The following is a 26,066-nucleotide window of genomic DNA, read 5'->3' on the forward strand; positions in this document are numbered from 1 at the left end:
CCGGGCCGATCCTGACCGGATGACAGCCGCCGACAGCAGCAGCCCCGCCCGTGGCCAGGCCACCGGCCCGCGCCTCGACCAACCGACCGCACCCGGGGGCGCGTGTTGCGCCGTCACGGTCACCGAACGCCGCACGCTCCAGGGCGCCGTGCTGCGCACCACCTGGCACCACCCGGTCTGCCGGGGCGACGCGGACACCGGGCCGGACCGCGCGCCCGGCACCAGTGATCTCAACGGCCGAGCACAGCACCGCCGTTGAGCCCGATGATCTGGCCGGTGAGGTATCCGGCCGCAGGTGAGGCGAGGTAGCCGACGGCGGCGGCGACGTCGGCGGGGGTGCCCGCCCGGCCGACCAGGGTGTCGGCCACCTTGCCCGCGTGGAACTCGGGTGTCCACTGCTCGCCGAAGATCTCGGTGTCGGCGATGTACCCGGGGGCGAGCACGTTCACCGTGATGCCGTCGGGCCCGAGCTGGCGGGCCAGGCCGAGGGCCCAGCCGTGCAGGGCCGCCTTCGCGGCGGCGTACGAACCGGCCGAGTGCGGGCCCGCGCCGCCGCGCTGGGCGGCCGCCGAGCTGATCACGACCAGCCGGCCGCCGGGGCGGCTCAGCTGCGGCTGCAGGGCGGTGGTGAGCAGCACGGCGGTCAGCAGGTTGGTGTCCAGGTCGCGCCGCCAGGAGTCGGCCAGGGCCGCGAGCGTGCCGTCGGACGGGCTGGTGATCACCGCGCCCGCGTTGTTCACCAGCACATCGACCGGGCCCAGCTCGGCAATCCGGGCGGCGGCCCCGGCCACCTGCCCGGGGTCGGCCAGGTCGGCCACCACCGGCACCGCCCGGGCGGCACCCGCCGCACGGTCGATCTCCTCGGCCGCCGCTGCCAGCACCCCGCCCCGGCGGCCGATGATCACCACCCGGTGCCCGGCGGCCGCCAGTTCCCCAGCGATCGCCTTGCCGATCACGGTCCCGCCGCCCGACACCACTGCCAGCCGTTCCCGCACGCTCTCCCCCTGGTACATCTACCGGTCAACTCCGGCAGAGCCTACGGCGTCGGTCAGCGGGCCACTCCGGCGAGCGGCTTCCCGGCCCGGTCGGCCTCGGCCCCGGCCGCGCGCGGTGCGATCAGCATCGGCGCGAGCTGCGCCTCCATCTCGTCCAGGGCCCGGCGCACGGCACGCATCCGGGCCCGGAGCTCGCGCGCCGTGTCCGCGGCCGGGTCCGCCTTCGCCGCCGCCGTCTCGGCGGCCTCCAGCTCGCGGGCCTCCTCCAGCGCGTTGAGGACGACACCGATCAGCACGTTCACCAGGACGAACGAGGCCAGCAGCACGTAGGAGGCGTAGAAGAGGATGCTGAACGGCGAGATGGCCATCCCCGCCCGGACGGCGTCGCCCAGGCCGTCCAGCGTCATCAGCAGGAAGAGCGTCAGCCCCGCCCGCCCCAGCGAACCGTAGTTCTCGGGGTCGTACGCGGCGAAGCTGATCCAGCCGACCATCGAGTAGACGTACAGGATCAGCGCGCCCACGACCAGGAAGCTCGCCGTCCCCGGCAGGCTGCGCCCCACCGCGACCAGCAGGATCCGCAGCTGCGGCATGAACCGCGCGGTGCGCAGCACCCGGGCCAGGCGCAACAGCCGCAGCAGGGTGGTGTTCTCGCGCAGGAAGGGGACGAACGCGGAGGAGACCACCAGCAGGTCGAAGACGTTCCAGGGGTCGCGGAAGAAAGCTTTCGGCCGGTCGGCGTGCGCACCCAGGCGCACCACCATCTCCACCGTGAACGCCAGCACGCACAGGCGTTCCGCCCCGTCGAGCAGTTCCTCGTACGCGGCGGACAGTCCGCTGTAGGTCTCCACGCCCATCAGCGCCGCGTTCAGCAGGATCACCCCGAGCACGGCGAACGAGAACACCGGTGCCTCGCTCACGGTGCGGCACCGCGCGGCCAGGCGCGCACGGCCGGAGGTCACTGCGGTCAGGTCTGTCATCGTGCTCCCTCGTACCGACCACCGGCCCGTACGGCTCCGCCCCCCGGTGGCGGCCGTCGGGACGGACGGCGGGCGGCCGGGGCGGTGATCATGTCCTTCCCCTCCTAACGCGGCGCGGTCGGATTCGGCACGGCGCGGCGATCACCCGATGGAGTGGTGCTCCGGGCCACCCACGCTGCCGTGGGAGGTGCCGCGCCTCCGTGAACGGGCATGATGCGGGGATGGAGAACGGGACACTGGTCCTCCTCGACGGCACCGTGGCCGACCGGAGTCGGCCGCTGCTGCGCGCGGACGACCTGGGAGCGCTGCGCGGTGACGGTGTGTTCGAGGCACTGCTGGTGGTCGACGGGCGGCCCTGCGCCTTCGCCGAGCACGCCGCCCGCCTGGACCGGTCGGCCGCCGCGCTCGGGCTCCGCGCCCCCACCCCGGCCGCCTGGTCCCGCTGCCTCCAGCTCGCGCTGGCCCGGCACGGCCCGGTGGACGAGTGCTACGCCCGGCTGGTCCTGACCCGGGGGCCGGAGAGCGGCGACCACTGCAGCGGGTACGTCCTGGTCGACGACCTGCCCGCCTCCACCCGCCAGGCCAGGGCCGAGGGCGTGCGGGTGGTGACGCTGCCCCGCGGCACGGTCGCACCGCCGCCGGAGCCCGCGCCCTGGCTGCTGACCGGCGCCAAGACCCTCTCGTACGCGGTCAACATGGCCGCCCAGCGCTGGGCCCGCAGCCAGGCGGCGGAGGACGCGGTGTTCCTGGCCGAGGACGGGACGGTCCTGGAGGCCCCGACCGCCGCGGTCCTGCTGGCCACCCCGGACGGCCGACTGCTCAGCCCTGCACCGGAGTTGGGCATCCTGCCGAGCATCGCGCTCGCCACCCTGTTCGCGACCGCGACCCGGTCCGGCTGGCACTGCTCCTTCGCCCGGCTGTCGTTGGCGGACCTCCGGGCGGCCGACGGGGTCTGGCTGGTCTCCAGCGTCCGGCTGGCGGCCCGGGTCCGCAGCATCGACGGCACCGCGTGCGGGCGCAGCCGGTACGGGCAGGCGGTGGATCTGCTGGTCCGCGGCCTGGACGCGTCGGCCCCCGCTCCACCGGACTGAAAGATCTGTTCAGGACCGCCCCGGAGCCGGTACCGTCACCCCGTCCCGATCAGGGATCACATCATCAACGGGGGTACAGCAGTGGACATCCAGGTCGAATACGTCGCCACGGAGGAGGAGCTCGCCGCCGCCCTCCGCGCCAACGCGGGGCGCCACCTCGTGATCCGCTGGGTGATCGTCGGTGCCTGGGGAGCGCTCGCGCTGCTCGGCGCGCTGGGGGGTCTCTGGGTGATCGCCGTGCCGTCCGTCCTGCTCGGCGCGGGCCAGGTGTGGCTGATCACCGTGGGGACCGGCAAGGTGGCCGGCTTCGCCGCCAAGCGCTTCGGCGGCCCGACCTCGGTCCGGCTCACCGACGACGGCGTCTCGTACACCGGCGGCCCGGTGCACCACGAGTTCCCCTGGAGCTCGGTCACCCGGGTCCTGAACGGACCGCTCGCCTGGGCCCTGAGCAGCAACCAGAAGGACGGCCGGAACCCGAAGGGCGCGACGCTGCTCAAGGCGCACTTCACCCCGGAGCAGCGGGCCGAGCTGGATGCCTTCCTCGCCGCCCGCCCCGGCGGCACCAAGGCGGTCCCGGCCCGTTCCTCCTGACCGGCCGCACCCACGGCTGCGCCGGCTCCTTCACCGCGCCGGGCGCTCCGGCCCGGCAGCAACCCACTCCTGCTGTACGGGAGTTGTCCGCGGCCGCCGCAGCAGGCCGGCGGCGGCCCGCCCGACCGGATCGGTGCGCCACGGCAACGCGGCGGCGGACAGCGGGACGAGCAGCCGGGCGTCGACGCCGACCGGGTAGCGCGCTCGCGGGCGCGGGCTGGACAGCGCCCTGCCGACGGTCCGCGCCACCGCCTCCGCCCCGGGGACCCGATGGTCGGCCACCTGAAGCAGTGCACCGGTGCCGTCCTGGCCCGGCCGCCCCTCGGCACAGCGGGCGGCCGGGTCGTCAACCGTCTGCGCCAGCAGCGCCGTTGCGAGCGCGCCGGGCTCCACCAGGGACACCCGTACCCCCAGCTGGGCGCACTCCGCCCGCAGCCGGTGCGTCAGCGCGCTCAGCACGTCCCGGCCCGGGCCGGGACGGCCGTCCATCCACCGGGGCGCCCGCCCGGGCCCGGCGGAGACGTTCACGATCCGCCCCCCGCCGCCCCGCTGCATCGCCGGCAGGGCGAGTCGGCAGATCCGCATCGCACCCAGCAGACCGGTCTCGATCAGCCGACGGGCCTGCCCGTCGTCCCCGTCCTCCGCCGAACCGGCCTGCGGGACAACGACGTTGTTCACCACGGCCCACGGCCCGCCGTAGGTCAGGTCGGCGACCGCCGCCATCGCTTCCGCGCCGGAGGCGGGCTCGGAGAGGTCCAGCAGCACCGTCCGCACCCGGCACCCGCGCTCGGCGGCGGCCCGGGTCACGAGCCCGGCCTGCGCCGGGGTGCGGACCGTACCGATCACCGCCCAGCCCTGACCGGCCAGGTGCAGCGCGGTGGCCAGCCCGATGCCGCCTCCGGCGCCGGTCACCAGCACACTGCGCCAGTACGGCCCCGTCTCCGGCACTGCGCCTGCCGTGTCGTCCACCCCTGGACCCCCTCGGATTCCGTACGAACCGGGGCACCGGAAGTCACCGCCCCGGTCTGACAAACGATCACCGACCGTCGGGGTCACGGGGTGACGGCACGCAGTGCGGTGACGCAGCGTGTCCGCCCGGACCGGACCGCGAGTTCCGGGGAAGACCGGCCGGTCGTCACACCCCGTTCATGCACCGTCCGCCGGGCCCCGACTGAATTGGCGCTGTTGTACAGCCAACTCGACTCAGCCGCGCGACCCTCCCGCGGCGGACAGGACCCCCGTGGCGCCAGGCTCCTCCCTCGCCCTCTCCACCCCCTCCAGCCCCGCCGAGGGCGACCGGCTCACCTTCCACTGGGCCACCGACGCGCCCGACAGCAAGAACTGGGTCGGGATCTACGACGGCACCCGCCTGCCCGGCACCGGCTCCTCGCTGCTCTGGAAGTACACCCCGGGCGGCTCGGGCGACGTACAGCTCGACACCTCGGCACTGACCGACGGGCCGTACACCGCCTACCTGCTGGCCAAGGACGGCTACGGCATCCTGGCCCAGACCGCCCCGTTCTCGTTCAAGCCCAAGCCCGCCCCGGTCCGCCCGCACCTGGCGGTGGACGCCCTCACCGCCACCCCGGTCGCCCCCGGCACCGCCTTCCGGATCAGGCTCGGCGGTCTGTGGATGCGGGGCGCCGACGCCCCGGTGTTCCGCCGGACCGCCGGTGACTCCTGGCTGTCCGTCAGCTCCGACGGCACGGTGACCGGCACCGCCCCGAACTCCGCCCTGCCCCGGCCGGCCGTGCTGACCGTCGGGGTCCGGGACGCGGCCGGAAACACCGACACCCTCACGGTGCAGGTCCCGGTCAACTCCCGCAAGCCGCAGCTCAAGACCGCCACGCTGAACCTGTGCAAGGCCGGCGCCGGCATCGAGGACGCGCTGGAGAAGCAGCTCCGGGTGGTGCTCACCCAGAGCCTGGACGTGGTCGCCCTGCAGGAGACGGCGGGCACCGCCGCGCAGACGCTGGCCGATGCGCTCGGCTGGTACGCGTACCAGAGCGCGGGCAGCGTGGGCATCCTGAGCCGCTACCCGCTGGCCGAGACCACCGCCGCCACCGCCGAACTGCCCGCCGCCGGTGTCACCGTGCAGCTGCCGGGCAACCACAGCGTGCGGTTCTGGGCGGCCCACCTGGACGAGGCGGACTACGGCCCGTACGCCGTGCAGGACGGGCGCAGCGCCGAGGCCACCGCGGCGAGCGAGACCGCCTCCCCCCGCGGCCGGCAGGCGCTGGCGCTCGCCGCGCTGGTCAAGGCGGACCTCGCCGCCCGCAGGCCGGTCGTGCTGGCCGCCGGTCTGGCCTCGCCGTCCCACCTGGACTGGACGCCCGCCACCGCCGCCGCGCACAGCGGTGTGACCGCGCTGAACTGGCCGGTCACGGTGGCCCTGCAGAACGCGGGCCTGGTCGACGCCTACCGGCTGGCCCACCCCGATCCGGTGGCGTCCCCCGGCACCACCTGGTCCGTCACCCGGACGCTGCGCGGCAGCAGGCCCGAGCCGCAGGACCGGATCGACCAGGTGCACTTCGCCGGAAAGCTCACCCTGGTCGAGGCGCACGTCCTCACCACCGGCTGGCCGCTGCCGGAGCCCGGCGCCGCCGCCAACGGCTGGCCCTCGGACACCGCCGCCGCCGTCGCCACCTTCACGCTCTGAGAGGCCGACCGATGACTCCCCAGCTCAGCCGTCGCACCTTCGTCTCGGCCACCGCCGCCGCCGGTGCGGCCACCGTGGCCGGCCTGGCCGGCGCCCCCGAGGCGGAGGCCAAGGACAAGTCCCGTCCTGGCACCGTGGCCGACGTGAAGCACGTGGTGATCCTGATGCAGGAGAACCGCTCCTTCGACCACTACTTCGGCACCCTCAACGGCGTCCGCGGCTTCGACGACAAGCAGGCGCTCCAGTTCCCCGACGGCGGCAACGTCTTCCGCCAGCCCGACGCCGGCCGCAGCGACGGCGGCGTGATGCTGCCCTACCGGATGGACACCAGCAAGTACAACGCCCAGAACGCCGGCGGCCTCGCCCACGACTGGGCCACCGGCCACCAGGCCATCAACAACGGCGCCATGAACAAGTGGATCGCCGCCAAGGGCGAACGCGCCATGGGCTACTTCACCCGCGCCGACATCCCCTACCAGTACGCCCTCGCCGACGCGTTCACCATCTGCGACGCCTACTTCACCTCGCTGGCCGGGCCCACCGACCCGAACCGCCTCTACCTCTGGACCGGCACCTCCGGCCCCGGCGTCGACGGCACCACCGGCCCGTGGATCGACAACACCCCCGTCACCGACAACCCCGTCGCGGACTGGACCACCTACGCCGAGCGGCTGCAGAACGCCGGAGTGAGCTGGCGGGTCTACCACAACCCCAGCAAGGACGAGCGGACCGGCGACTACGACGACAACGCCCTCTCCTACTTCAAGCAGTTCCACAACTTCCCCGCCACCGACCCGCGGTACATCAACGCGATGACCAAGTTCGACCCCACCGCCTTCGACCAGCACTGCAAGGCAGGCACCCTGCCCACCGTCTCCTGGCTGGTGGCCCCCTACCTCTTCTCCGAACACCCCAACGCAGGACCCGCCTACGGCGCCCACTGGGTCAACACCGCACTCCAGTCACTCATGTCCAACCCCGAGGTGTGGAAGCACACCGCCTTCCTCGTCATGTACGACGAGAACGACGGCTACTTCGACCACATGGTGCCGCCCACCCCCGAACCCGGCACCCCCGCCGAGTTCACCCAGGGCCGCGCCATCGGCTTCGGCAACCGGGTGCCGCTCTGGGTCGCCTCGCCCTGGTCGCGCGGCGGCTGGGTCAACTCCCAGGTCTTCGACCACACTTCGGTGCTGCGCTTCCTCGAGGTCGTCACCGGCGTCCAGGAGCCCAACATCTCCGCCTGGCGCCGCGCCGTCAGCGGCGACCTCACCAGCTGCTTCGACTTCGCCAAGCCCGACTACTCGATACCGGCCCTGCCCGACACCGCCGCGCTGATGGCCAAGGCCGACGCCGCCGCCTCGCTCCCGGCCGTCAAACTCCCCGCCACCGGCAGCCAGTCGATGCCGCCGCAGGAGCCGGGCGAGCGCCCCCACCGCAAGCTGCCCTACGGCCCCGGTGCCGAGGTGACCATCGACCGGAGCACCGGCCGGATCACCTGCACCATGACCAACACGGGCACCGTCGGCTACCCCTTCGCCGTCTACCCGAACATCGCCTTCCCGTTCGCCGGCACGCCGTTCACCGTCGCCCCGGCCGCGAGCAAGGCCTACGTCTGGGACGCCGCCGCCACCGACGGCCGGTACGACTTCACCGTCCACGGCCCGGACGGCTTCGTCCGCCGCTTCGCCGGCACCGTCACCCGCGCCGAGCAGACCGACGTCCCCGTCCCCTCGGTCGAGGCACTGGTCAACCGCAACAAGGTCGCCCTGCACCTGCACAACGACGGCGGCACGGAGGTGTCGTTCACCCTGTCCCCGAACGACTACGCCGGTTCCCCGCAGACGGTCTGGGTCGCTGCCAACAAGCAGGCCACCGTCAACTGGCCGCTCGACAACGGCCGTTACGACGTCACCGTGACCGCCGCCACCGGCACCCGCTTCACCCGCCGCTACGCGGGCACGGTGCACTGACCCCTCCCCCTACGGGCCCCGCCGCCGCCCTCGGCGGGGCCCGCGCCGGACCGCCGTCGGCCCACCGCCCGACGACGCCGTTCGGACGGCCCCGAAGGATCGCCCTCGGGGTCACCTGCGAGTGCCCTCCCGTCCCTGGCCGACGGGCCGGGTCGGCTGGGAGGGTGGCGGGGACAGGGCGCAGGAGCGGTCCCACCGCACCGGTGCCCTGCTTTCGTCTCCCCGATCGTGAAGAGCCACCATGCACCTCTCCCCCTCCGCCCCCGCCCGCCGGGCCGGCGCCGTCCTGCGCCGGAGCCTCCGCCGCCTCACCCGTGCCGCGGCGGTGGCGGTCGTCACCACCGCCGCCCTCCTCCCGCTGTCCGTGCCGGGCACCGCCCACGCCAGCGGGACGGACAACCGGGACGCGTACCGGAACCTCGGCGACGCCCCGCTCGGGGACTGGATGTCGCAGTTGGGGCCGAACACGCCGCTGACCGCGATGTCGATCCCCGGCACGCACGAGACGCTCTCCCTGCACGGGGGCAACGCCGTGCAGACCCAGCAGGACTTCGGCGACAGCGCGGCGACGCTCAGGGCGCAGCTGGACCGCGGCATCCGCGCGATCGACATCCGGGTCCGCGTCATCGGCGGCACCTTCACGATCCACCACGGCACCTTCTACCAGACCGCCAACTTCGAGGACGTGCTGAAGAAGGCCCAGTCGTTCCTGGGCGCCCACCCCGGCGAGACCGTCGTGATGCGGCTGAAGGCCGAGTGCAACGGCTCCACCGGCAGCTGCACCGACGAGCCCGCCTCGGTGGACCAGACGGTGCGTCAGCAGATCTTCGACAACTACGTCGCCACCTTCCCCGGCCTCTTCTACAACGACGGCCGGCGGACCGATCCGCCCACCCTGGGGCAGGCCCGCGGCAAGATCGTGCTCGGGTTCTTCAACGGCCCCGGCGGCGGCGACTACTCGGGCTACGGCCTGAACGGCTTCGAGGCCCACACCCAGGACACCTGGAACGCCGCCGACGCGCCGACCAAGTGGAACCTGGTCAAGAAGAACCTCGACGCAGCCGTCGCCGGCAGCACCAAGCAGACCTTCGTGACCTACACCTCCGCCTCCAACGCGCCGCTCGGCTACGGGCCGGACGAGATCGCGGGCGGCACCAGTGTCCTGCGCGGCAAGGAGCTGGTCTGGGTGCCGGGCGTCAACGAGCGGCTGATGGACTACTTCAACAGCGGTGGCGGGAAGGGCCGCCTGGGCATCGTCATGATGGACTTCCCCGGCTGGGCCCCGGTGTACGACCTCATCATGCGCAACCAGGACCTCAAGTCCCGCGAGGGCGACCCGGCGATCTGGCGGGTCAGGGCCGACAAGAGCTACGCCGACACCAAGTACGGCCGCTGCATGGTCCGCGGCCCCGAGTTCGACGACAACGCGGACGGCGGACTGGTCACCCAGCGCGCCTGCCAGGCCACCGCCCCGAGCAGCCACCAGTGGACCGCCACCGACCCGAAGGACTCCTTCGACGGCAAGGGCTACTACTGGCTCAAGGCCGCCAACGGCAAGTGCCTCACCGTGCCCTACAACAACGGCACCCCGCCCGGCGCCGGCACCCAGCTGTTCTGGTGGCCCTGCGAGACCCGCTGGTTCTCCGGCAGCCAGATGTGGAACGTCATCCCCACGCCGCTCCCGGACGGCACGGGCTACAAGTTCATCAACTACTGGACCGGCCTGTGCCTGATGGTCGACCCGTCCACGGCCGCGCAGTCCGGCGGCAAGGTCGTCCAGGGCAGCTGCCCGCGCTGACGGCTGCCCGTCCCGCGGGGGTGACCCGCGGGACGGGCCCGTTCGGGCATCGCCTGCGTCTCGGAGTGCGGACGGGGTGGCGGGTTGTGCTCCTGGTGCCCCGGTTTCGTTCTATGGTGGCCCTGTAGCTGGTTCGCGCTGCCCGCCAGGCAGATGCGTCGTAAGAGGGAACCCGGTGAAGCCGATCGATCGGCCAGTCCGGGACTGCCCCGCAGCGGTGAGTGGGAACGACCGCCGTCATACGCACTGGGTCCGGAACGGGCCTGGGAAGCGACGGCCAGTAGGTGACCGCCCTTCCAGGGCGGCCGTGCCCGCGAGTCCGAAGACCTGCCCGCTGCCCGCACGCGACCTTTCGCGCGCGGAGATCTCGGTGACCTCGTGGGCGGGTCGGCGGACGGCAAGGCGGGCTCGGCGCTGTTGACGCGCAGACGGTCCCGTCCTGTTCCGTACCCCTTCGCGCCTGACGTCCCGTCATCGGGGACCAGGAGACAGACTCGCGAAGGAGAGTCCCTTGACAGTGCGTTCCGCCGCCACGGCAACCCGGGCCACCGTGCACGGCTACCCCCGCCAGGGCCGCAACCGGGAGCTCAAGAAGGCGATCGAGGGGTACTGGAAGGGCACGGTCACAGCCGAAGCCCTGCTCACCGCCGCCGCCGGGCTGCGCCGGGAGAACTGGCAGCAGCTCACCGAGGCCGGCCTCCACGAAGTGCCCACCGGTGACTTCTCGCTCTACGACCACGTACTGGACACCACGGTCGCGGTCGGCGCGATCCCGGCCCGCCACCGCGCGGCCGTCGACGCCGACGCACTCGACGGGTACTTCGCGATGGCGCGCGGCACCCAGGAGGTCGCGCCGCTGGAGATGACCAAGTGGTTCGACACCAACTACCACTACCTGGTGCCCGAGTTGGGCCCGGACACGGTCTTCACCGCCAACCCCGCCAAGGCCGTCACCGAGCTGCGCGAGGCCGTCGAACTCGGCCACCGGGCCCGGCCCGTGCTGGTCGGCCCGGTCACCTACCTGCTGCTGGCCAAGCCCGCCCCGGGCGTGGCCGCCGACTTCCAGCCGCTCACCCTGCTGGACCGGCTGCTGCCGGTCTACGCCGAGCTGCTGGCCGAGCTGTGGACCGCCGGTGCGGACTGGGTCCAGCTGGACGAACCCGCACTGGTCCAGGACCGCACGCCGGCCGAACTCAACGCCGCCGCCCGGGTCTACCGCGAGCTGGGCGCCCTGACGGAGCGTCCGAAGCTGCTGGTCGCCAGCTACTTCGACCGCCTCGGCGAGGCGCTGAAGGTGCTGGCCAAGTCGCCCGTCGAGGGCCTCGCGCTGGACTTCACCGGCCCCGCCGCCGCCAACCTGGACGACCTGGCCGCCGTCGGCGGCCTGCCCGGCAAGCGCCTGGTCGCCGGCGTGGTGGACGGCCGCAACATCTGGATCAACGACCTGGAGAAGTCGCTCGGCACCCTGGCCACCCTGCTCGGCCTGGCCGACCGGGTGGACGTGGCACCGTCCAGCTCGCTGCTGCACGTACCGCTGGACGCCACCGCCGAGCGCGACCTCGACCCGCAGATCGCCCGCTGGCTGGCCTTCGCCCGGCAGAAGGCCCGGGAGACCGCCCTGCTCGCCCGGGGCCTGCGCGAGGGCGCGAGCGCGATCACGGCCGAACTCGCCGCCAACCGCGCCGACCTGGCCTCCCGGGCCGGCTCCGCGGTCACCCGGGACCCGGCCGTCCGGGCCAGGGCTGCGGCTGTCACCGCCGAGGACACCCGCCGCGCCCAGGCGTACCCGCAACGGGCCGCGGCGCAGCGCGCCCGGCTGGCCCTGCCGCTGCTGCCGACCACCACCATCGGCTCGTTCCCGCAGACCGGCGAACTCCGGCTGGCCCGGGCCGATCTGACGGCCGGTCGGATCGGTGCCGCCGCCTACCGGGAGCGGATGGAGGCCGAGGTGCGTGAGGTGATCGCGTACCAGGAGAAGGCCGGGCTCGACGTGCTGGTGCACGGTGAGCCCGAGCGCAACGACATGGTGCAGTACTTCGCCGAGCGGCTCACCGGCTACCTCGCCACCCGCCACGGGTGGGTGCAGTCGTACGGCACCCGGTACGTCCGGCCGCCAGTGCTGGCGGGCGACATCTCCCGGCCGCACCCGATGACCGTCGACTGGTACCGCTACGCACAGGATCTGACGGACCGTCCGGTCAAGGGCATGCTCACCGGCCCGGTCACCATGCTCGCCTGGTCCTTCGTCCGCGACGACCAGCCGCTCGCCGACACCGCCCGCCAGGTCGCCCTCGCCCTGCGCGACGAGGTCACCGACCTGGAGGCGGCTGGCGCGGCGGTGATCCAGGTGGACGAGCCCGCGCTGCGCGAGACCCTGCCGCTGCGCGCCGCCGACCGTCCGGCCTACCTGGACTGGGCCACCGAGGCGTTCCGGCTCTCCACCTCCGGGGTCCGCGCCGACACCCAGGTCCACACCCACATGTGCTACGCCGAGTTCGGCGCGATCATGACCGCGATCGACGAACTCGACGCCGACGTCATCTCCCTGGAGGCGGCCCGCTCGCACATGCAGGTCGCCCACGAGCTGGCCGACGCGGGCTACCCCCGCGAGGTCGGCCCCGGCGTCTGGGACATCCACTCACCCCGCGTACCCGGCACCGAGGAGGCCGTGGAACTGCTCCGGGCCGGCCTGGCCGCGATCCCGGCCGAACGCCTCTGGGTCAACCCCGACTGCGGCCTCAAGACCCGCGGCTGGCCCGAGACCCGCGCCTCGATCGACAGCCTGGTCGGTGCGGCCCGCCGACTCCGGGCGGAACTCACCGGCTGACGCAGCCTCAGGCCGGGGCGGGCCCACCTCGAACAGGGTGCCCGCCCCGGTCCCCCCGGTGCGATCACTCCGTACGGTCGGTCCGGGCCGGGGTCCGCAGCAGGGCGGCGCCGAGGAGTAGCCAGGCGGTGGCGAGGAGCCAGCCGCCGAGGACGTCCAGCGGCCAGTGCACGCCGAGGTAGACCCGGGTGGCGCCGATGACGGCGCCGAAGGCCAGGGCGAGCGTGGTGGCGGTGCGTCGGGTGCCGGGGTGGGTGCGGGCGACGGCGAGGGCGAGCAGCCCGGCGCACACCGCAGAGGTGAAGGCGTGGCCTGAGGGGAACGCGAACCCGGAGGGGGTGAACGCCCAGTCGACGGCCGGTGGGCGGGCTCGGCCGAAGCCGTGCATCAGGCCCTGCCGGAGGAGCTGGCCCGCGACCAGCCACAGCACCGGGGCGAGCAGCAGTGCGGCTGCGGCCCGGCCGGAGCGGTGGGGCCGCCGGGCGCGGACCAGGACGACGCCGGCCGCGAGGGCGACGAGGTAGGGGAAGGGGCCGGTGCCGAGCGAGGTGACGGCGTCGGCCGTGCTGACGGCGGCGGACGGCCGGTGGGCGACCGCAAGGTCGATCGCCGCCCGCTCGAAGCCCAGCGGTGCCCATCCGTTCAGGTCGAGCACCACGGCGATGACGGCGAACGCCCCGGCGCAGCCCGCGATCCAGGGCGCCGCCTGACGGAGGGTCATGCGGTCAGCCATCGGCGCAGCCTCCCCTCACGGGCCCGGTCGACCAGGGGTGCGCTGCGGCCGGCCAGCAGGGCGAGGCCGTAGCCGGCGGCGGTGCCGACCACGGCACCGAGGACGACGTCGTGCGGGTAGTGGACGCCGACCAGCACCCGCGAAACGCCCATCGCGATGGCCAGGACAAGGGCGACTGCGCCGAGGCGGCGGTCGACCTGCCACAGCACGGCGGCCGCGGCGAAGACGATCACGGTGTGGTTGCTGGGCAGCGACCAGTCCCCGACGCCCGGGCACGCTTCGAGGGTGGGCCCGGCCTCCAGCACCTGGCACGGGCGGGGCTCGCGCAGCACGGACTTGAGCAGGGTGTCGGCGGCGAAGGCGACGGTCACCACCAGCGGTGCGGCCAGCGCCCGGGCCAGCGTCGCACTGTCGGCCCGCCGGGCGCGCCACCAGGCGAGCAGCATCAGCACGGCGACCAGGACCAGGCCGTAGGCGGAGAACGCGGCGACGACGTGCCGCACCGGCGCCGGGAGGTGCTGGGCCCAGTGGTCGATGCGCTGGTACAGGCCGCCGTCGACACCGCGGCCGTCGAGGGCGAGCAGGCTCGCGGACCGGTTCATCGGGCCCCGGCCTGTCGACGGGAGCGCAGCACCTCCAGCACCAGCGGTGCCAGGGAGACCGCCACCACCACGGCGATGATCGGCAGCAGGTAGTGGTCGACGTTCGGGATCGAGGAGCCGAGCGCGTACCCGGCCAGGACCAGGCCGACCGTCCAGACCAGTCCGCCGACGACCTGCCACAGCGTGAAGGTACGGACGTTCACGCCGAGGGCGCCGGCCAGCGGGTTGAGGACGGTGCGCACCACGGGGACGAAGCGGGCCAGCACGACGGCCTTGCCGTGGCCGTAGCGGTCGAGGATCTCCTCGGCCCGCACCGCGCCCTGGTGCAGGTGCTTGCTGCGGGAGCGGGCCAGCAGCGCACGGCCGCCCCGGCGTCCGATCAGGAAGCCCACCTGAGCACCGGTCAGGGCGCCGACCACGGCGGCCGCGAGGACCTGGGCGAGGTCGAGATGGGGTCCGCTGTGCGCGCCGGTGGTGCACAGCAGGCCCGCGGTGAACAGCAGCGAGTCGCCGGGGAGGAAGAAGCCGACCAGCAGGCCGGTCTCCGCGAACATGACCACGGCGATGCCCAGCGCGCCGAACGCGGCCAGCAGTGAGCCCGCGTCCAGCGGGTTGACGGCCGACAGGGCCGAGGAGATGAGCATCTTTCGGTGCCTTTCCAGGTGGGGCTGCCGGTCGGCGGCTTCGGCTGCGGGGGCTCTCCCCCAGGGCTGGGCCGTGTCGTGCCCGAACAGTCATGGCCAGCATGGCCGAGCGGTGCTGAAGGGTTCCTGAAGAGCTGAGGGCGGCTTCAGGAACCACTCGCACGGACCGCCCGGAAGGGGCCGGCTAGTGGATCGGGCCGGCGTTCGGGGCGAGTACGCCTGCGGTGACCAGGCCGATGATCAGGAGGCCGAGCAGGATCCGGTAGACCACGAACGGCAGGAAGCTGTGGTGCGAGATGTACTTCAGGAACCAGGTTGGCGCGCGCCGTAAGTGAGGCGGCGTCAGCGGCCGAGGACGGTGTTCGAGGTGATGGTGTCGGTGGCACCGTCGACGGTCACCACGTGCCGGACGCCGTCCGCGCCGAGGATCACCGCCTCCCAGGCCCGGCCACCGCCGGCGGCGGCCACCGCGCGGAGCGACTCGACCTTGCCACCGGGCACGCCGGAGGAGGCCTTGACCACCGCGTCCGCGGCGTCCAGCGACGGCAGTGGCGCAGGTGCCTGCGCCGGCCCGGCCTCGTGCCGCCCGTCGTCGTGGCCCTCACGGCCGCCCTGCCGCTCGCCGTCGCGCCGGTCCGCGCGGGTGCGGTCGTGGCCGCCGTCCGCGTGCGCGGAGGCCCGCCCGCCGTGCTCCTCGAAGCCGTCGTGCGCGGCCACCGCGACCGCGCCGCCGCCCACCAGCACCGCCGCCGCGGCTGCACCGGCCCAGCGCGTCCGGCGGCCCGGCCGCCACCGCCGGCCGGACTCTGCCGGTGTCCGCTGCTGCGGGTCCTGGAAGTCCTGCCCACCCGTGGACTCGTCCACCGTGCTCACCCCGGTTCCAACGCGGCTCCGGGCACCGTGCCCCGCCGATGGGCCCAGCATGGCGAGGGCACGCTGAAGGGTTGCTGAAGACCTGAAGACGCCTTCAGCAACCGCGCCCGGCGACCTGCCACCCTGGAGGCATGCGCGTACTGGTGGTGGAGGACGAACAGCGGCTGGCGCTGGCGATCAAGCACGGTCTGGAAGTCGAGGGGTTCAGCGTCGACATCGTCCACGACGGGCTGTCGGGCCTGGCCCGCGCCACCGACCACGCGTACGACGTGATCATCCTGGACATCATGCTGCCCGGCCTCAACGGCTACCGGGTCTGCTCCCGGCTCCGCGCCGCCGGCAGCGACGCGGGCATCCTGATGCTCACCGCCAAGGACGGCGAGTGGGACGAGGCCGAAGCCCTGGACACCGGCGCCGACGACTACCTCTCCAAGCCGTTCTCCTTCGTCGTCCTGGTCGCCCGGCTCAAGGCCCTCGCCCGCCGGATCGGCTCCCGTGCCCCGCGCCGCACCGTGCTCGGCGACCTGGTGGTCGACTCCGCCGCCCACACCTGCACCCGGGCCGGCACCCCGGTCGCGCTCACCCCTCGCGAGTTCGCACTCCTGGACCACCTGGCCCGGCGCGCCGGCGAGGCCGTCTCCAAGCGCGACCTCCTCGACGAGGTCTGGGACAGCGGCCCGGACAGCGACCCCAACACCGTCGAGGTCCACATCAGCGCCCTGCGCCGAAAGATCGACACCCCGTTCGGGCGCGCCGCCGTCCAGACCGTCCGGGGCGCCGGCTACCGCCTGGCGGCCGACGGTGGCTGAGCGCGCCGGGCGCACCGGCTCCGCCCGCCGCCGCGCCCTCGCGCCCCTGCGGCGGCTCGCGGCCCGGCCCCGGATCGCGGCCCTGACCGCCCGGCTCGCCCCCCGGTCGGTCCGCACCCGCACCACGCTCGCGGCGTGCGTCAGCGTCGCGGTGGTCCTGGTCGCCGCGTCCGCCGCCGTGCTGCTGCTCCTGCGCGTCAACCTCGAGCACAGCATCGAGGCCGGGGCCCGCGAACAGGCCCAGGTGGTGGGCCGGCTCGCCGCCGACGGACGCCTGCCGAACCCGATCCCGCTCGACAACGGCACCGACTTCGTCCAGGTCACCGATGCCCGCGGCACCGTCCTGGCGGCCAGTCAGAACCTCACCGGGCGGCCCGCGCTCACGCCCACCGGCAGGTCCGACGGGCACGAGACCTTCGACCTGGCCGACCTCGGCGACGAACACCACCAGCGCGTCACCACCCTCACCACCGATACCCCCACCGGCCCGGTCACCATCAGGGTCGGGGCGTCCCTGCACACCGCCGACACCGCCGAGGACCTCACCACCGCCGCCCTCGGCGGCCTCAGCGCACTGCTGGTCGCGACCGTCGGCGTCGTCACCTGGAAGGCCACCGGCCGCGCCCTCCGGCCGGTGGAGGTGATCCGCTCGGAGGTCGCCGCCATCGGCGACCGCGACCTCGACCGCCGGGTCCCCGATCCGGGCAGCGACGACGAGATCGCCCGCCTCGCGCGCACCATGAACGACATGCTCGACCGCCTGGAGGCCGCCGGCGTCCGCCAGCGCCGCTTCATCGCCGACGCCTCCCACGAACTCCGCAGCCCCCTCGCCGTCCTGCGCACCCAGCTGGAGGTCGCCCACACCCACCCCGACCCCGCCGTCCGCGCCGACCTGGTCGCCGGCGCCCTCCAGGACACCGACCGGCTCCAGTCCCTCGCCACCGACCTGCTGCTGCTCGCCCGCCTCGACGCCACCGGCCACGGCGGGCCCCAGGAGGAGATCGACCTCACCGGCCTGGTCCGCACCACGGTGGAGAATCGCGGCCCCCAGCCGCACCGGGTCACCCTCGACCTCGCCGCCGGCCTCACCACCAGCGGCAACCCGATGTGGCTCGGCCGCCTGCTGACCAACCTCCTCGACAACGCCCAGCGCCACGCACGGCACCACGTCACCGTCCGCCTCGCCGCCGACTCCGCGGCCGGACAGGCGGTGGTAGACGTCACCAACGACGGGCCCCCGATCGGCGCCGCCGACCGCGAGAAGGTCTTCGAACGCTTCACCCGCCTCGACGACGCCCGCAGCCGCAACGACGGCGGCACCGGACTCGGCCTGTCCATCGCCCGCGACATCGCCACCCTCCACGGCGGCACCCTCACCATCAAGGACACCACCGACGGCTGCACCTTCCGCATCCGCCTCCCCATCCGCCGAGAGCCCTGACTGCCGAATCTCCGTCAGAGCGGGTGGGGGAACGCCGCATCCCGCATGCCGCCGAGCACCCCGGAGTGCCCGCTGTGGATCTCGCTGACCACCCGTCGGTCCACCACACCGACCGGGCCCAGGCCGCCGAGCAGGGCGAGCAGCCCGGCGGTGGTGAGTGCGCCGGGTGGGCCGGGGGCCGGTTCCAGGACCGTCAGGGTCGAGACCTCGGCGAGCAGTTCCGGCCGCAGTCCGGCCGGGCCGTCGAGGCGGACGGTACGGCCGGCGGGGAGCCAGCGCGGCAGTACCGGCCCGGACGTCCCGAGCAGCAGGACGAGATCGCTCTGCCGAGCCGCCGTGTCGGCCGCGTCCCGCAGGTCGGAGGCGCGGTAGCACATCTGGTCGGGATGCTGGCCCCGCAGCGTGGAGAACCTCCGGCGCAGCAGGGCCACGATCTCCCGGACCTCCTGGAGCGGGGTGCAGGGCGTGACGACGAAGGAGAGCCGCTCGGGGAACGGCGGGTTGATCCGTTCGGCCTGCTCCACGGTGCCCACCGTCAGCTCCTCGGGGTGGCCGGGCAGCACGCTCCTCGGGAGGCCGGTGCCGTACGCGCCGGTGCCGGTGCCGACCAGCAGGAGCGTCTCCCCCTCGGCCAGGTGACGGTCGGCGGTCCGGCGGGCCTCGGCACCGGCGGAGCAGGCGGCGAACGGTGCAGCCGCATGGTCCGTGGCCTTCGCGAAGGGGTCCCGGGCCGGCACGGACGGGCTGGACCCGGCCCGGGGCCTGGGGGTGGCGCTGGTCCAGGCGGCGCAGGGAGCGAGCCGTTCGGGAAGCAGCACCCGGCGGGTGCGCAGTACGGCGGTGAAGGCGAGGACCACCTGGCGGGCGGCGTCGGCGAGGTGGGCCGGTGCGGCGGCTGCCAGGCCGACCGCCCGGCCGGACGGGTCGAGATAGCTGGTGGCCAGCACACCGGGGCGGTTCTCCTGCCTTCCGGCCGTACCACTGTCGCCGTCGCCGAGGACGGTGACCGTGCCGATCCCGCAGGGGACACCACGTGCCTCCAGCCAGGCGGTCAGCAGCGGAGCGGCCGGGCAGTGGACGGTCCCCCGCGCCGGGTGCTCGAACGCGGTCGCCACTGTGACCCGGTCCTCCCAACTGTCCTTCGTACGGAAGAGTTCTGTCCTTGTCGACCGGTGCACGTGCCGTCGTCCTCCTTGGTCCGATGGCCGGACACCTTGCTCGGCACACCACCGTGATCTTCGGTACCGGACCGGGTGCCGATGAGAATCTCCGGGGGCGCACAGTGGTGTTCTGACGGAGTATCGGAGCGCACATGCCAGTGGCATTCACGCCGATACCGCCACACGCACGGCGTCTCGACCCGCGTGGAATCCACGGCGCCCGCCCCCCGTCTGAACCCTCACCACCCCTGGCTTCCTTGCGCGCGCCGGGCGCTGCACGGTATCGACTTGCCAGACGATCGATCGATCCACCGTGTCCTCGCCCGGACGATCGTCGAGAAGCGGAGCGTTCCAGTGCCACCTGCCCCACGGGACAATTCACGGCTGCGCCTGTTGCTGTCACAGGCGCACTGCAGCGGCGAGGAGTTCGCACGCCTGGTGAACACCGTCGGCCGTGAGAGCGGCCTGCAACTCCACTACCAGCGCGCCTCCGTGAGTCAGTGGATGGCCGGCACCCAGCCGCGGCCACCCGTCCCACCGGTGATCGTCGAAGCGCTCTCCCGGCTCCTCGGTCGGCCCGTCACCCTCGAACAGGCAGGGCTGGCCCCCGATCGCGCAGTACCGCTCCCGCGTGAGCGGGAGGACCGGTACGCACCGGAACCCCTGCGCGCCCTCTCGGCCGTCTACCGCCCCGCGCGCCTGCCCCGCCGCCTCACCGCCGAGGCCGACCGCCCCGGCCTTCGCCCCGTCCCACGCCCCGGCCCCGCCAGGTTCGGCCCCGAACACGTGGCCTGTGTCGCCTTGATGACCGATCAGTTCTCGCGCAGCGACCATCTCAGCGGCTCGGGCGCCGTCGTCGATGCGCTGACCGGCTTCACCATCGACGTCGCCCTGCCCTGGCTCGACGGATCCGCCCGGCCGGCCCTGCGCCGGGCCATGTTCACCGCTTGCGCCCGCCTGGCCACCCTCGGCGGCTTCCTCCAGGCGGACCACAACCGCCATGGCTGCGCCCAGAACTGGTACTTCCTCGCCGCCTCCCTGGCCGAGGAGAGCGGCGACCCGCTCACGCTGGCGGTGGTTCTGCGTGCCCTCAGCGTGCAGGCACTCGGACTCGAGCAATTTCCCCTCGCCCTCCAACTCGCCGAGCACGCCACCACTTTGGCCACCCGCGCCGACCACCGCACCCTGGCCCACCTGCACGGCCAGCTGGGACTGGCGCAAGCCGCCACGGGTGAACGCCACGCAGCCCTGCAGACCATCCGACGGGCCGAGCGCCACCTCGACCGCGCCACCGGCGACAGCCCCGCCGTCGGCACCTACAACACGGCCGCCCTGGCCCACCAGCGCGCGGAGGTGCGGTACCGACTCGGCGACGGGGAGGGCGCCCTGGCCGACCTGCGCCTCTCCGTCAGGCTGCGCCCCGTGTCCGAGGCCCGGGCCCGGGCTCTGGTGCTGGCCCGGCTCGGCACGCTCCACCTGGCCGAGGGCAGCCTCGACGCCGCCTGCGCGGTGTGGGAGCGGTTCCTCGCCGCTCGCACCGGCATCAGTTCGCCACGGATCGACGCCGCCTACGCGGCGATGCGTCTCGCGGTCATCCCGCACCGCCGGAACCCGGATGTCACCCACCTGCTCAGCACCGCTGCCAGGTCGGTCTGACCAGGAGCCGCCGTACCCGGCGTCAAAATCCGCCCGGCTGTCAACTCTGACGGAGCAGGCGAAACCCGTGGTCAAGGCTGCTCAAGGGCTGCCGTACAGCGGTGGCAGGTAACTCGTACTAATAAACCGTTCGTGCAATGCCCCGTGGACCGCCGGATCCGGTGCAGCCCACCATGAGGCATCTCGTACCGGGGATCTGACCCCCACCCAGGCCCTCTCACCCACCCGGAAGGTCGGCGTAGCAATGGCGCACACCAGTATCGCCAAGCCCAAGAATCTCAGCTGTCCCCGCTGCAACGCCGGAGTCGGGGCCGAGCACGCCGGGACCCGCTTGGACCAGAACGGTGTCCGACACGAGGTCTGGCGGCCCGGCCCCTGCAAGAACCCGCAGTGCCCGGAGTCCCACAACACCGCGACTGACCGACTCTGACGGTGTGTCACCGGACGGCCCGGCTCCTGGACCGGCTTGGGCCGTCCGCATTCTGAATCATGCCGGTCCAGGGGGTGAGGAGCTAGTTTCAAGTTGTGCGGCAGGGGCCGTTGTTCCCCTCGAAGTCGCCCAAGTTGATAAAGCTCACCCGATCCTCCCAGGCGTCCCACGTCACGCGCTTCCGAGCGCCCCAGTAATAGGTCTCGAAGCTCATGAGCTCGCCACATGCCTCATTCTCGTGTATTCGATCAGGCGGGCCGAACACAGCCAGGAACTCCTCGTACGAGGTCAAGTGCGCGAAGTGGGACAGATGCGGGCCACTGATCGCGAAGCCGACCACTGCTCCGGCGCGCACCTTATAGTTGATCTTGTCGGCACCGTAGAGGAATCCGTCCGACCGAAGAACGTCTTCGATGACCTCGTCCAGCGTCAGCCTCCGCCCATCAGCGTCGTAGTACTCGCTTTCGATGGTGGTCCCACCGCGGTACCGGGCGACAACGGACGACAGGCCGCCCACAATGCGCTGTCGCGGAATGGCGGCGGCCGCCGCCCCCAGGGCGATTCCGTTCACCTCGACACTGGCGAGGTCGAGGTTCGGCTGGGACAGCAGGTCCAGGTTTTCGAGGATCTCGATCATCATCGGAGTCTAGAGGCCTCCAAACCGCGCGGGCCTGTCTCGTAGACGGGGGATGAGCCCCATCGATCGAGCAATAGTCAATACTGTGGATGGCTCGGTCATAGCGGTGGGTTGGTTCCCCGGATGGCCTGCCAGCGGGAACGTGGAGTAGCTGACATCAGGAGTTGGACTCCTGCGCCTCGGAGGGTCACGAGCGCGGTGTGGACGGGGTCGAGTTCCACGACGGAACGCTGGTAGACAAGGATCTGCGTGAGTTCCAGGTCGATGGCTGCTGCGGAGTCGCGGATGTGATCGAAGCGGGCGCCGCAGCGAACCGGCCCGAGGATGCAGCGCACGGTGGCGGCGGCCTCGACCGGGGTCACGATGGTGACCTGATCGATCGCCAGTTCCACTTCGGCCACATGGCTGCCGGGGATCAGGAGGCCGGTCATGCCGCCACCTCGGTGCGCTCGACCAGGACGCCGTTCTCGAAGCGGGCGCCAAGGCGGACCAGGGCGACGAGGTAGGCGCCGGTGATCGCGCACCAGCGTTCCTGGGCGGACTCGACGAGCTTGAACACCATCGCGAGGGCCACAGCGGGGCTGCCGGCACCGCGGGTGACCTTGGTCCGCAGCTTGATGGTGGAGAACATCGACTCGATCGGGTTCGTGGTCCGCAGGTGGAGCCAGCGCTCGGCCGGGAAGCAATCAGGACGGATCTCCTGCTGCGGGCGCACTGGCCGACTTCGTGGTCCTGATCAACTCTGTCGACGCCGCGACGGGCCCCTTCCGTGTGGCAATGGAGACGTTCGAGCCTCTCGGGTAGCGATCCCGCCCCCTGGGGCGGAGTCGAGGCCCGTCGTGGCCACTGACCACCGGCGGACGAACCAGCCCCCGCGCCACCTCGGCATGCCATGATCCAGATCACCGGTGTCATCGTCGGCCGCCAGCCATTCGGCGTCTTCCTCGCCATCGACGGCCAACCGACGCCGTCGGCCTCGCCAAGGTCACCGCAATGCCCACATACCTGGACCTGCCCACGATAGGCGAGCGCGTGGCCGGCGAAGTCATCTGGCACGCCGAGCACAACCATCAGGTGGGGATCCGGATCGCCCCGTAGGCCCCACATGAGGACCTGCTGCCCCGGTTCGTCGACATCGTCGCCCAAGCCGTCACCGGACACGTCACCAAGCTCGCGCCGATCGGAATGTTCGTTCGTATCGCAGTCTGCGTCGCGGGACTCGCTCCTCTTACCGAGCTCTCCAACCCACCCGTTGAGCATCCCGAGAAGGCCATCCACGAAGAACAGCAGATCTCCGTCAGTATCCTCGCCGTTGCCATCGAACGGCACCGGATCAGCCTGTCGGCCAAGCCCGTGCCGTAGCGCGGGAGCTACCGACGACGATGGCCGTCGTGTCAGGAACGACGTATCCACTCCAAGGACTTGACTCCCCAGAACTTGTTCCAGGCCAGGCAGTGGGACTGCGACTGCAGCCCCAGGTCGTCCCAGACCAGGCGGAGCTCGAAACCGTTGTCCCATGCGTTCAGAAGAGCCTCAAGGAAGCCGGTGGCGACCGCCGCGACATCGTCCTCGCCGCCTTCGCAGAGCACCCCTTCCAGAGTGCTCAGCACGTGCCGCCGCTGATCCTGCGTCAACTCCGGCACAGCCCCGACGAAGGCGTCGGCCAGCTCGGCCACCCGAGAGATCAGCGACAGGTCGTCGCCAACCGCACAGCCGCCTCACCGCCGCAGGTGTCGCCGGACCCCGGTCAGCGCCCGGCGCCGCGGGCCTTGCGGCGCAGACCGGCCAGCAGCAGGCCGCCGACCATCACGGCCAGCCCCGCGGTCAGGGCGATCCCGACCAGGGGGGTGTGCGTACCGGTGGACGCCAGTTCGGACTTCGCGCTCGCAACCGCGGGCTCGGGATGGATGGAAGGGACCGGCGGGGCCAGCTGATCCGGGGTCGGCGGAACAGGCGGGTTCGGAACGGGCGGGTTCGGACCCGGCGGTGCGGGCGGGACGACGGGGGTCTGGGTGAAGGTCGCGGACATCGCCGTGTCCCGGTCCAGAGTGAACCGGTGCACCGGCGTCGTCGCGACGACGTCGCGCGTCGTGGGGCCATTCCCGCTGTTCCAGCCGGCGAACTGCCAGCCCGGGGCCGGGGTGGCGGTCAGGGTCACGGTGGAGCCGCACCTGTACGGCGCCGAGCGGTCCACCGTGACCGTCCCGCCGGCAACCGGCTGCGCCTGCAGGGTCAGTGCGCAGTCGATCTGCGCGTACCGGGCCTCCAGGGTCGAGTCGGCGTCGACGGTGACGCTCACCGAGGAGTCCGTGTCCGCGAGGGGAGTGCCGTTGAGTGACCAGCCGATCAGCCGGAAGTTCGGGTTCGCGGTGGCGCCGGCGTGAACCAGGGAGCCCTTGGTGTAAGGGCCGGGGACGTCCACCGTCGCGCTGCCGCCGGTGTCCGGCGTCGACTTCGCGGTCAGGCGGCAGTAGACGGCCGGGGTCTTCTCCGGCTGCATCGCTGCCACCACCGGTGCGGTCCTGCGGATCATCCGCACCCCGTCGGAGGGCTGGGGCGCGGAGTCCGGTGCGCCCAGGGGCTCGCCTTCGTGGGTCCCGGTGGCGTCGGAGTAGCGGTTGATTCGCTCGCACCCGGCGCAGCCGCCGGGATAGGCCATGATCGTGCGCCACTTCTTGCTCGGCGGGATCCAGCCGTGGGCGTAGGGGTACCTCCCCGGCTCCGGCTCGGTGACCCAGTCGTGGTCCAGTCCGAGGTTGTGGCCCAGCTCGTGCCCGAGGGTGAGGTTGGAGACGTAGGAGACGTTCATCATCAGGAACATGCGTTTGGCGCTGGACGGCTTCGGGTCCTGGACGAAGGACCCGATGCCCGTCCCCACGCTCTGGAAGAGCGCGATGTCGTCCACCGCGTACTTCGTCCACAGCTCGTTGTCCGAGGCCCACTTCCGGTACGCCGAGAGGTCGTCGCTCTCCACTGCGGGGAGCCCGGGCTCATCGGCGGCCGGACCGGTGTACACGAGTCGGGCGCGCACCGCGAGCCCGCTGTTGGTGAAGCCCCGGTTCACCAGGTCCACGCCGAGCTTCGCCTGGGCCTTGGCCTTGTCCTCGCCACCGGCCTTGTCGGCTGCCTCCTTGGTGTAGAAGACGGCCATGTCGATGGTGTTCACGTCCTTGGCACCCTGGCAGTCGGCCGACGCGTCGACGCGTACGGACGGGCTCGCCGCGGCGCCCTCGGGTCGGGGCGACGTCGCGGGGGTCGCCCCCACGGGCGAATCGTCCGGCGGATCCACCCCGTCGTCCGGCCGGCCCGGTGTGCCCTCGCTCAGTGCCGGGTCGAGTTCCTGCACGCGCACCGTGCCGGACGTGGTCGAGGCCAGTGCGTAGGTGTGACCGCCGGTGGAGATCTGCGCGGCCACCTGGGCCGAGGAGGCGTCCGGGCCGGAGCACAGGTTGTCGAAGTGGAAGTCGGCCGACCCGTCCGGGTCCCCCTTGACCTGCGCGGCCCAGTCGACCTCGCCCGCAGGCCCTCGTCGCACCTGACCGCCTGTCACCTCGACGGTCACGTCGGGGAACAGCCTCAGCGTGGTCTCCGGGTCGTGCTCAGCGGCCTGCGCCGGGTCGCAGAGCAGGGACCGGGCCTCCGCGAGGTGCCAGGAGATGTCCGCCGACCGCAACGCCACGCCCCGCCCATCGGCGGGGCGGCCGGCCACAGACCTGGCCGACGACTTCCCCGCCGACGGGACCGGGGAGGCCACCGACGGTGCGGTGGCAGCCACCAGGGCCACCGCTGCCAGAGCCAGCAGGCCGGGCACTGCCGCCGATCGCCTCGCACCACGATGAGATCGCATGGCACAAAGATCTAACACGCCGTCAGGAAGACATCGGCCATTGGTTTCGCCGACTAGTCCTCTCGGCCCTACGAGTGGCGGTCGTCGCGGCCGGGCGAGCACCTCAGTGTTCCCGGACGAGGCGGCGGCCTCGCGTCAGGTGGGCGAAGAAGCGCTGCTCCACGATCCAGCGCTTGGGCAGCACGACGAAGCCGCCGTCGGCCCGGACCAGCGCGAGCAGGACCTGGGCTGCCGCACGGTATCCGGCATCGGCAGAGCCGACCAGCACGGCCGGCAGCAGGCCGAGCACGCCACCTGCGGCCGTTGATCGGCTTGCCGCCGTC

The 26,066-nt window shown here is 72.8% G+C and carries 23 protein-coding genes, 3 pseudogenes and 1 riboswitch; of the genes and pseudogenes, 11 read left to right on the forward strand and 15 right to left on the reverse strand.

Going from position 1 to position 26,066, the window contains the following annotated elements; all coding sequences use genetic code 11:
* The first annotated feature begins 19 nt into the window (after positions 1-19).
* The gene (locus ABT118_RS08980; protein WP_350646063.1) at positions 20-259 is read left to right on the forward strand and encodes a hypothetical protein; all 240 of its coding nucleotides are present in this window, start codon (positions 20-22) and stop codon (positions 257-259) included.
* Here the strand turns inward: ABT118_RS08980 and ABT118_RS08985 are convergent.
* Both ABT118_RS08985 and ABT118_RS08990 read right to left on the reverse strand, forming a co-directional pair.
* Positions 231-995, reverse strand: a complete 765-nt coding sequence (locus tag ABT118_RS08985; RefSeq protein ID WP_350646064.1) for an SDR family NAD(P)-dependent oxidoreductase — start codon at positions 993-995, stop codon at positions 231-233. The two genes, ABT118_RS08980 and ABT118_RS08985, sit on opposite strands and share 29 nt — an antisense overlap.
* Before the next feature lie 53 nt (positions 996-1,048).
* Positions 1,049-1,972, reverse strand: coding sequence for an ion transporter (locus tag ABT118_RS08990; protein WP_350646065.1), 924 nt, complete (start codon positions 1,970-1,972; stop codon positions 1,049-1,051).
* A gap of 221 nt (positions 1,973-2,193) precedes the next feature.
* Here ABT118_RS08990 and ABT118_RS08995 point away from each other — a divergent pair, with 221 nt between their 5' ends.
* Complete coding sequence (locus ABT118_RS08995; protein ID WP_350646066.1) at positions 2,194-3,063, forward strand: aminodeoxychorismate lyase; 870 nt, start codon at positions 2,194-2,196, stop codon at positions 3,061-3,063.
* A gap of 81 nt (positions 3,064-3,144) precedes the next feature.
* Positions 3,145-3,654: a hypothetical protein gene (locus tag ABT118_RS09000; protein ID WP_350646067.1), complete on the forward strand. Its 510-nt coding sequence runs from the start codon at positions 3,145-3,147 to the stop codon at positions 3,652-3,654.
* Positions 3,655-3,684: 30 nt separating this feature from the next.
* On the opposite strand, the gene ABT118_RS09005 is transcribed toward ABT118_RS09000, so the two are convergent.
* Positions 3,685-4,623 (reverse strand): SDR family NAD(P)-dependent oxidoreductase, encoded by a 939-nt coding sequence (locus ABT118_RS09005; RefSeq protein WP_350646068.1) that lies wholly within the window; start codon positions 4,621-4,623, stop codon positions 3,685-3,687.
* A 271-nt stretch (positions 4,624-4,894) separates the two neighbouring features.
* On the opposite strand from ABT118_RS09005, the gene ABT118_RS09010 reads away from it, so the two are divergent.
* The 4 genes from ABT118_RS09010 (at position 4,895) to metE (ending at position 12,911) form a co-directional block, all read left to right on the forward strand.
* Positions 4,895-6,313, forward strand: a complete 1,419-nt coding sequence (locus ABT118_RS09010; RefSeq protein WP_350646069.1) for an endonuclease/exonuclease/phosphatase family protein — start codon at positions 4,895-4,897, stop codon at positions 6,311-6,313.
* An 11-nt stretch (positions 6,314-6,324) separates the two neighbouring features.
* Complete coding sequence (locus ABT118_RS09015; RefSeq protein WP_350646070.1) at positions 6,325-8,286, forward strand: phosphocholine-specific phospholipase C; 1,962 nt, start codon at positions 6,325-6,327, stop codon at positions 8,284-8,286.
* Positions 8,287-8,527: 241 nt separating this feature from the next.
* The gene (locus ABT118_RS09020) at positions 8,528-10,084 is read left to right on the forward strand and encodes a phosphatidylinositol-specific phospholipase C domain-containing protein (RefSeq protein ID WP_350646071.1); all 1,557 of its coding nucleotides are present in this window, start codon (positions 8,528-8,530) and stop codon (positions 10,082-10,084) included.
* Positions 10,085-10,196: 112 nt separating this feature from the next.
* Positions 10,197-10,433, forward strand: a riboswitch (cobalamin riboswitch).
* A 162-nt stretch (positions 10,434-10,595) separates the two neighbouring features.
* A complete protein-coding gene (gene metE / locus ABT118_RS09025) occupies positions 10,596-12,911 on the forward strand; it encodes a 5-methyltetrahydropteroyltriglutamate--homocysteine S-methyltransferase (protein WP_350646072.1) in 2,316 nt (771 codons plus the stop codon).
* Between the two features lie 64 nt (positions 12,912-12,975).
* On the opposite strand, the gene ABT118_RS09030 is transcribed toward metE, so the two are convergent.
* From ABT118_RS09030 to ABT118_RS09050, 5 genes and pseudogenes are all read right to left on the reverse strand, one after another.
* Positions 12,976-13,644, reverse strand: a complete 669-nt coding sequence (locus ABT118_RS09030) for a phosphatase PAP2 family protein (RefSeq protein WP_350646073.1) — start codon at positions 13,642-13,644, stop codon at positions 12,976-12,978.
* Positions 13,629-14,246, reverse strand: coding sequence for a phosphatase PAP2 family protein (locus tag ABT118_RS09035; RefSeq protein ID WP_350646074.1), 618 nt, complete (start codon positions 14,244-14,246; stop codon positions 13,629-13,631). Before ABT118_RS09035 ends, ABT118_RS09030 begins: the two co-directional genes overlap by 16 nt.
* Positions 14,243-14,890 carry a DedA family protein gene (locus ABT118_RS09040; protein WP_350646075.1) on the reverse strand — a complete coding sequence of 216 codons (648 nt, stop codon included), beginning with the start codon at positions 14,888-14,890 and terminating at the stop codon, positions 14,243-14,245. Before ABT118_RS09040 ends, ABT118_RS09035 begins: the two co-directional genes overlap by 4 nt.
* A 184-nt stretch (positions 14,891-15,074) precedes the next feature.
* Positions 15,075-15,203 (reverse strand): annotated as a pseudogene (locus ABT118_RS09045) (undecaprenyl-diphosphatase); the annotation flags it as partial.
* Positions 15,204-15,232: 29 nt separating this feature from the next.
* Positions 15,233-15,754 carry a hypothetical protein gene (locus ABT118_RS09050; RefSeq protein WP_350646076.1) on the reverse strand — a complete coding sequence of 174 codons (522 nt, stop codon included), beginning with the start codon at positions 15,752-15,754 and terminating at the stop codon, positions 15,233-15,235.
* 140 nt (positions 15,755-15,894) lie between these two features.
* On the opposite strand from ABT118_RS09050, the gene ABT118_RS09055 reads away from it, so the two are divergent.
* Positions 15,895-16,572, forward strand: a complete 678-nt coding sequence (locus ABT118_RS09055) for a response regulator transcription factor (RefSeq protein ID WP_350646077.1) — start codon at positions 15,895-15,897, stop codon at positions 16,570-16,572.
* Complete coding sequence (locus ABT118_RS09060) at positions 16,565-18,013, forward strand: sensor histidine kinase (protein ID WP_350646078.1); 1,449 nt, start codon at positions 16,565-16,567, stop codon at positions 18,011-18,013. Before ABT118_RS09055 ends, ABT118_RS09060 begins: the two co-directional genes overlap by 8 nt.
* Before the next feature lie 14 nt (positions 18,014-18,027).
* Here ABT118_RS09060 and ABT118_RS09065 read toward each other — a convergent pair whose 3' ends face one another.
* Positions 18,028-19,128 carry a hypothetical protein gene (locus ABT118_RS09065; protein WP_350646079.1) on the reverse strand — a complete coding sequence of 367 codons (1,101 nt, stop codon included), beginning with the start codon at positions 19,126-19,128 and terminating at the stop codon, positions 18,028-18,030.
* A 144-nt stretch (positions 19,129-19,272) separates the two neighbouring features.
* Here ABT118_RS09065 and ABT118_RS09070 point away from each other — a divergent pair, with 144 nt between their 5' ends.
* Positions 19,273-20,829, forward strand: coding sequence for an NsdA family TPR-like regulatory protein (locus ABT118_RS09070; protein ID WP_502884504.1), 1,557 nt, complete (start codon positions 19,273-19,275; stop codon positions 20,827-20,829).
* Between the two features lie 518 nt (positions 20,830-21,347).
* On the opposite strand, the gene ABT118_RS09075 is transcribed toward ABT118_RS09070, so the two are convergent.
* From ABT118_RS09075 to ABT118_RS09085, 3 genes and pseudogenes are all read right to left on the reverse strand, one after another.
* Positions 21,348-21,896 carry a hypothetical protein gene (locus ABT118_RS09075; protein ID WP_350646081.1) on the reverse strand — a complete coding sequence of 183 codons (549 nt, stop codon included), beginning with the start codon at positions 21,894-21,896 and terminating at the stop codon, positions 21,348-21,350.
* Between the two features lie 98 nt (positions 21,897-21,994).
* The gene (locus ABT118_RS09080; protein ID WP_350646082.1) at positions 21,995-22,327 is read right to left on the reverse strand and encodes a hypothetical protein; all 333 of its coding nucleotides are present in this window, start codon (positions 22,325-22,327) and stop codon (positions 21,995-21,997) included.
* Positions 22,324-22,578, reverse strand: a pseudogene (locus ABT118_RS09085) (IS256 family transposase); the annotation flags it as partial. The pseudogene ABT118_RS09085 and the gene ABT118_RS09080, both read right to left, overlap by 4 nt.
* A 452-nt stretch (positions 22,579-23,030) precedes the next feature.
* Here ABT118_RS09085 and ABT118_RS09090 point away from each other — a divergent pair.
* Positions 23,031-23,258 (forward strand): S1 RNA-binding domain-containing protein, encoded by a 228-nt coding sequence (locus tag ABT118_RS09090; RefSeq protein WP_350646480.1) that lies wholly within the window; start codon positions 23,031-23,033, stop codon positions 23,256-23,258.
* 32 nt (positions 23,259-23,290) lie between these two features.
* Here the strand turns inward: ABT118_RS09090 and ABT118_RS09095 are convergent, their stop codons facing one another.
* The 3 genes and pseudogenes from ABT118_RS09095 to ABT118_RS32740 all read right to left on the reverse strand — a co-directional run.
* A complete protein-coding gene (locus tag ABT118_RS09095) occupies positions 23,291-23,572 on the reverse strand; it encodes a hypothetical protein (RefSeq protein ID WP_350646083.1) in 282 nt (93 codons plus the stop codon).
* 71 nt (positions 23,573-23,643) lie between these two features.
* Complete coding sequence (locus ABT118_RS09100; RefSeq protein WP_350646084.1) at positions 23,644-25,575, reverse strand: InlB B-repeat-containing protein; 1,932 nt, start codon at positions 25,573-25,575, stop codon at positions 23,644-23,646.
* Between the two features lie 277 nt (positions 25,576-25,852).
* Positions 25,853-25,936: pseudogene (locus ABT118_RS32740) on the reverse strand (IS5/IS1182 family transposase); the annotation flags it as partial.
* Between the last annotated feature and the right edge of the window lie 130 nt (positions 25,937-26,066).

Source organism: Kitasatospora sp. NPDC002040 (genome assembly GCF_040296785.1).
In the GTDB taxonomy this organism is placed as follows: domain Bacteria; phylum Actinomycetota; class Actinomycetes; order Streptomycetales; family Streptomycetaceae; genus Kitasatospora.